This is a genomic window from Synechococcus sp. R55.8 (genome assembly GCF_047461895.1).
Lineage (GTDB): Bacteria > Cyanobacteriota > Cyanobacteriia > Thermostichales > Thermostichaceae > Thermostichus.
In genome coordinates, this window is sequence record NZ_JANSIB010000109.1 from 5,557 (window position 1) to 9,699 (window position 4,143).

A 4,143-nucleotide genomic window follows, 5' to 3' on the forward strand; every position below is an offset into this window, starting at 1 on the left:
CTTCCCACGAAGCTGAGGCGGGGGATCCCGGCTACGCTTATACCCCTGTAGTGCTACCCGGGAAGGAGATGGGCCAGCCGGATCTGGTCGTTCAAGTTCAGGGCATGCAATATGCTTGGATGTTCACCTACCCGGATTCCGGCCTGGTGGCCAGCGAGCTGCACCTTCCTCTGAACAAGCGGGTGCGCTTGGATATGACGGCTCTGGATGTGAACCATGCCTTCTGGGTACCGCAATTTCGCCTGAAGCAGGATGTGATCCCGGGCCGAGAAACCCACCTGGAGTTTGTGCCCACTCAACTGGGGCAGTACCCCATCATCTGCGCAGAGCTGTGCGGCCCCTATCATGGGGTGATGGCAGGGCAATTGTTTGTGGATACGCCGGAAGACTTCGAGCGCTGGCAGCAGGAGCAAGTTTTGGCCGCCCGTGGCGAGGGCAGCACCTTGGCCCTCGTTTCAGATTTCTCGCCAGTCCATCCCTCTCCTCGGCCAGGCTCCCCTGAGGCCGAGTCTGCCTTTGCCCATGTCCACCACCAGCGTTTGGGCGTCTCCCCCTCAGATTTGAAGTCTCTCCAGTCCCATTCTGGATCCCTTCCTTCCGCAGGCTAGCCGGGATCCCTGACGCCCCTTTGGCCTGCGCTTTTGAGAACACCATTCCGCCGACGCGACACGGGAGCTTTTTGGCAATGACCCAGCTACAAGACAATCCGAGACCTGTTACTGCACCGAAGGTTGAACTTGAACTTCCTGCTGAGCCTTGGTGGCGCTTCTTTACCTTCTCCACCGATCACAAGGTCATCGGGATCCAGTACTTGGTGACCACCTTTTTCTTCTACTTGGTGGGAGGGGCGCTGGCGACGGCAGTACGGGCAGAGCTGGCTACTCCAGAGGCCGACTTTCTCGGCTTTGAGCGGTACAACGGTGCCTTTACCCTGCACGCCACGATCATGATCTTTTTGTGGATCGTGCCTGCTTTGGTGGGGGGCTTTGGCAACTACCTGGTACCGCTGATGATCGGGGCGCGGGATATGGCCTTCCCCAAGCTGAATGCAGTGGCCTTTTGGCTGGTTCCGCCCACAGGGATCCTGCTTTTGGCCAGCCTGTTCATAGAGGCTCCGGCTGCCGGCTGGACTTCCTACCCCCCCCTCAGCTTGATCAGCGGCAAGGTGGGGGAAGAACTCTGGATCCTGAGCATTTTGCTGGCAGGAACCTCCTCCATCCTGGCAGCCGTGAACTTCATCACCACCATTCTGAAGATGCGCATGCCCGGCATGAAGATGGAAGACATGCCGCTGTTTTGCTGGGCCATGCTGGCAGCCTCTGTTCTCACCCTCATTGCGACACCGGTTCTGGCCGGTGCATTGATTTTGCTTAGCTTTGACCTCTTGGCAGGCACGGCCTTTTTTAACCCCAGCGGCGGCGGGGATCCGGTGGTCTACCAGCACATGTTCTGGTTCTACTCCCACCCGGCGGTTTACATCATGATCTTGCCGGTCTTTGGCATGATCTCCGAGATTTTGCCGGTGCATGCCCGCAAGCCCATCTTTGCCTACAAGGCCATCGCCTACTCCAGCTTGGCCATCTGCTTTTTGGGGTTGATCGTCTGGGCTCACCACATGTTCACCAGTGGCACCCCTGACTGGATGCGGGTGTTCTTCATGATCGCCACCATGGCCATTGCCGTTCCCACTGGGATCAAGGTGTTTAGCTGGCTGGCCACTTTGTGGGGCGGCAAGATCCACTTCCGCTCGGCCATGCTGTTTGGCATGGGTTTTGTCTCGATGTTTGTGATCGGCGGCTTGGGCGGGATTATCCTCGCCTCGGTGCCTCTGGATATCCACGTTCACGACACCTACTTTGTGGTGGCCCACCTACACTACGTGTTGTTTGGGGGCAGCGTGTTCGGGATCTATGCCGGTATCTACCACTGGTTCCCCAAGATGACGGGGCGGCTGCTGAACGAGTTTTGGGGGCGGGTGCACTTTGTGTTGACCTTTGTCGGCCTTAACATGTGCTTCTTGCCGATGCACAAGCTGGGCCTGATGGGGATGCCCCGCCGGGTGGCCCAGTACGATCCCCAATTTGCCGATCTGAACTGGATCAGCTCGGTGGGCGCCTTTATGCTCGCCCTTTCCACTCTGCCCTTTTTGGTCAACGTCATCTACTCTTGGGTGGCCGGGCCAAAAGCTGGGGATAATCCTTGGCAGGCCCTGACACTGGAGTGGACAACTTCTTCTCCCCCGCCCCATCACAACTTTTATGGGGATCCCATTTTGCTGACCGGCCCCTATGACTACGGTTTGCACAGCAAGGAGACGCTGGACTACTTTGCTGCTCAGTTGCAAACCTTGCGGGAGCTGGCGCTGGCAGAAGCGGAGCCTACTTCTTCTTAGCAGGCCGGATGCCCGGTGGGTAGTTAATCCGCTGCTCACCGGGTACTCCCGTCTTAGTCTTGGGATCTGGGTCAGGCTAACCCCAGCGCTTGGACGATCCCAAGAAGTCTCAGGAATGCGAGAGATGATTTGATTTGGACAGGAATATGCAAGGATCCCTCGCCTCTGAAACGCTGATGGTTGGCCACCCACAGGCCCACGCTGAGCACCCGGATCATCGCGTCTTCGGCATCTTGATGTTTTTGGTGGCAGAAGGCTGCCTATTTTTGGGGCTTTTCATGGCCTACCTGGCCTACAGCCTCACCGCTCCTGTCTGGCCCCCGGAGGGAACCCCAGAGCGGGAATTGCTCTTGCCTGGGATCAACACGGTGATTTTGCTCTCCAGCAGCTTCGTCATTCACAAAGCTGGGTCGGCCATCAAGGCCGATGATGTCAGGGGTCTGCGGCTGTGGTTTGCCCTCACAGCGCTGATGGGGGCGGTTTTCCTGGCAGGGCAACTCTATGAGTACAGCAACCTGGAGTTTGGCCTCACCACCAATTTGTTTGCCAGCACCTTCTATGTTTTAACGGGGTTTCATGGTCTCCACGTGATGGCAGGGTTGCTGTTTATTCTGGCAGTGCTCTGGCGCTCCTTTAAACCCGGCCACTACAGCGCCCAACATCATTTTGGCGTCGAAGCTGCTGAGATCTACTGGCACTTTGTGGATGGGGTTTGGATCGTGTTGTTTATCTTGCTCTATTTGCTCTGAGGTTGTCTCGAAGCCATTTTGGCAGCAACCCGTAGAGCCATTTCAGCTCTGCCCCATGGTTACCTCAAGTGGCAGTGGAGCGGCTCGCTGGGCCAACGGTTCCCCTCTCCCCAAGAAGAGCGGCGGCTGAGGTCTGAGAGCGGCTGCGGGAAGATGAGCCTTTCTGGAGAAAGGCCACAATCTGGATCAGCGCCTCTTGAAACACCTCTCGCTCTGGCTGACCTTGCTTGAGCTGGTATTCCAGTTGCAAAAGTTGCTGCATCACCCTCAGCAGAGCTGAGCTTTCCAGGGATCCCACCTCTTTTTGCAGAAAGTAAACCCGATTGGGATTCCCGATTTCTGCTTTCTGGGCGATGACCTTGGGATCCCGTTCTCCCTGATCCAGCAGCAGCCGCACCCATAGCCAGGTGCGAAATTGGCCTACCAACACCGCCAGAATCCTCAGGGCCGGCTCGTTGTGATCCAGCAGATGGGTCAAGATGCGTAGGGCTTGTTCCAGATTCCCTTTGCGCAGGGATCCCGCCAATTGAAAGCTGTTGTAGGCGCTGGCGGGAACTAACGCCTCGACTTGTTCAGGAGAAATGGGATCCTGTTGACCTGCCGTAAACAGGGCCAGCTTTTCCAATTCCATCGCCAAGCGACGGGAGTCATTGCCCACCGCCTCGGCCAATTTCTGGGCGGCTGCCGGGCTGAGGGCCAGATTCCGTTGTTGGGCTTCCCGCTGCACCTGCTGGAGAATGCCCTCTTCATCCCAAGGGGCCAGTTGCGAAAACTCGCGGACAATGGCCGTTTTTTTGAGGATTTTGGTGGATTTCAGGCGCCCATCCGGTTTGCTGCTGGTGGTCAAGAGCAGATGGGTGGTAGGGGGTAACTGGGCCAAGGTTCGCTCCACTTCTTCCCACAGATCTTCCGGGCAATGTTGGGTGAGTGTTGTCTCTTCCAGCCAAACCAAGCGGGCGGTGGATCCCAGCGGCGGGGTCATGGCTTGGTTGAGCCCGGCAA

At 57.5% G+C, this 4,143-nt stretch carries 4 protein-coding genes; 3 read left to right on the forward strand and 1 reads right to left on the reverse strand.

Annotated features, from left to right (window positions below; all coding sequences use genetic code 11):
- The 3 genes from NW829_RS10640 to NW829_RS10650 form a co-directional block, all read left to right on the forward strand.
- Window positions 1–608: cytochrome c oxidase subunit II (locus NW829_RS10640; protein WP_414417046.1), on the forward strand; the 608-nt coding region annotated here is incomplete at its 5' end.
- A 77-nt stretch (window positions 609–685) separates the two neighbouring features.
- Window positions 686–2,392, forward strand: a complete 1,707-nt coding sequence (gene ctaD / locus NW829_RS10645; RefSeq protein ID WP_414417047.1) for a cytochrome c oxidase subunit I — start codon at window positions 686–688, stop codon at window positions 2,390–2,392.
- Window positions 2,393–2,538: 146 nt separating this feature from the next.
- The gene (locus NW829_RS10650) at window positions 2,539–3,141 is read left to right on the forward strand and encodes a cytochrome c oxidase subunit 3 (protein ID WP_414417048.1); all 603 of its coding nucleotides are present in this window, start codon (window positions 2,539–2,541) and stop codon (window positions 3,139–3,141) included.
- A 64-nt stretch (window positions 3,142–3,205) separates the two neighbouring features.
- Here NW829_RS10650 and holA read toward each other — a convergent pair.
- The coding region (gene holA, locus NW829_RS10655; RefSeq protein ID WP_414417049.1) for a DNA polymerase III subunit delta at window positions 3,206–4,143 on the reverse strand (938 nt) is incomplete at its 5' end.